Annotated in this window: 2 protein-coding genes; both read left to right on the top strand. The window is 70.9% G+C overall.

Features of this window, described 5'->3' with window-relative positions:
* Positions 1-698: hypothetical protein (locus ACWDNU_RS45530; protein ID WP_449673406.1), on the top strand; the 698-nt coding region annotated here is incomplete at its 5' end.
* A gap of 31 nt (positions 699-729) precedes the next feature.
* The coding region (locus ACWDNU_RS45525) for a serine/threonine-protein kinase (RefSeq protein WP_449673405.1) at positions 730-1,601 on the top strand (872 nt) is incomplete at its 3' end.

The following is a 1,601-nucleotide window of genomic DNA, read 5'->3' as shown; positions in this document are numbered from 1 at the left end:
GGCTCGACCCCGGCACCCGCGCCACCCAGCGCGAGGTCTCCGACCTCACCAATCTGCTCTTCTTCTCCGCGGGCGGCGCCACCCTGATCTACCTGGGCCGTCGGCTGCTGACCATCCCGCATCGGCTCCGCGCGGGCCGGCGCTGTTCGCCCCGTGCCCTCGAGCGGGCCAGACAGGACTGCCTGCGGCTCGGGCACCTGGCGGTCGCGGTGGTGTTCGTGCTGTGGGTCGTCGCGGGAGTGATCTACGCGATCACCATCGGGGTCGCGGACGGCGTGCTGCCGGTCCGCACGGTCGTGCACCTGCTGCTGGTGTCCGCGATCTGCGCCGCCGTCGCCATGACGTACCCGTTCTTCCTGATCACCCTGTATCTGCTGCGCTGCGTCTATCCGATGTTCCTGCACCACGGCCAGGACTTCCGCGGCGACGGCGGCTCGCTGACGGCCCTGGCCGCGTGGTGCCGCCGGTACCTGGTGGTCGCGGCGTCGATTCCGCTGCTGGTCGTCGCGAGCGCGACCTTCCTGCCGGTTCCGGACCTGCTGACCACGCTCGCCCCGCTGCGCACGATCTGTGTGGGCGGGCTGATCGGTTTCGTCGGCTCCTATGTGCTGTTCCGGATCATCGAATCCGATATCCGGGCACTGCTGCGGGTGACCGGGTCCGGCTATCCGCGCGCGGGTCCGCCGACATCGCGATGAACCACCCGCCGCTCGCGCCCGTACCCCCGGCGTGAGCTCCACACGCACCGCCGAGGCGACCAGGCCCGCACTCGACCGCACCGGCGCGGCGCATCCGACCGATCGGCGTGGACTCGACCGGATCGCGGTCGGTACCAGGATCGGTGACTTCGAGTTGCTCACCGAACTCGGCGCGGGCGCGTTCGCGCGCGTCTTCCTGGCCCGGCAACCCTCGATGCAGCGGCTGGTCGCGGTGAAGATCTCCGCCGACAGCGGCAGCGAGCCGCAGACGCTGGCCCAGCTCGACCACGACTACATCGTGCGCGTGTTCGACCAGCAGCTGCTCGACGATCCCGCCGACGGCTCCCCCCGATTGCGGCTGCTGTACATGCAGTTCCTGCCCGGCGGCACGCTGCTCGACGTGCTGCGCTGGGTCCGCGCCACCCCGCCCGCCGAGCGCACCAGCCGGCTGCTGCTCGACGCCGTCGACGCGGCCATGAAGGAGAAGGGCGAGATCCGCCCGACCGACTCGGCCGTGCGCGCCGAGCTGGCCGGGCTGAGCTGGCCGGAGACCGTGGCCTGGCTGGGCAGCAGGCTGGCGTCGGCCTTGCACCACGCGGCGGGCAACGGCGTGCTGCACCGCGACGTCAAACCCGCCAATGTCCTGCTCACCGCCGAGGGTGTGCCCAAGCTGGCCGACTTCAACATCAGCTTCAGCCGCTCGACCGACACCAGCCCGGTGTCCTATTTCGGCGGCTCGCTGGCCTACATGTCCCCGGAGCAGCTCGAGGCCTGTCATCCGGGCTACGACCGCACCGCCGCCGACCTGGACACCCGCGCCGACATCTACTCCCTCGGCGTGCTCCTGTGGGAACTGCTCACCGGCGCGAAACCCTTCGACGACACCACCGTCCCCGACGACGA

This window comes from Amycolatopsis sp. NPDC003676, assembly GCF_053587275.1.
Note: the sequence above shows the minus strand (reverse complement) of the source record. Positions and strands in the feature narration are given on the sequence as shown.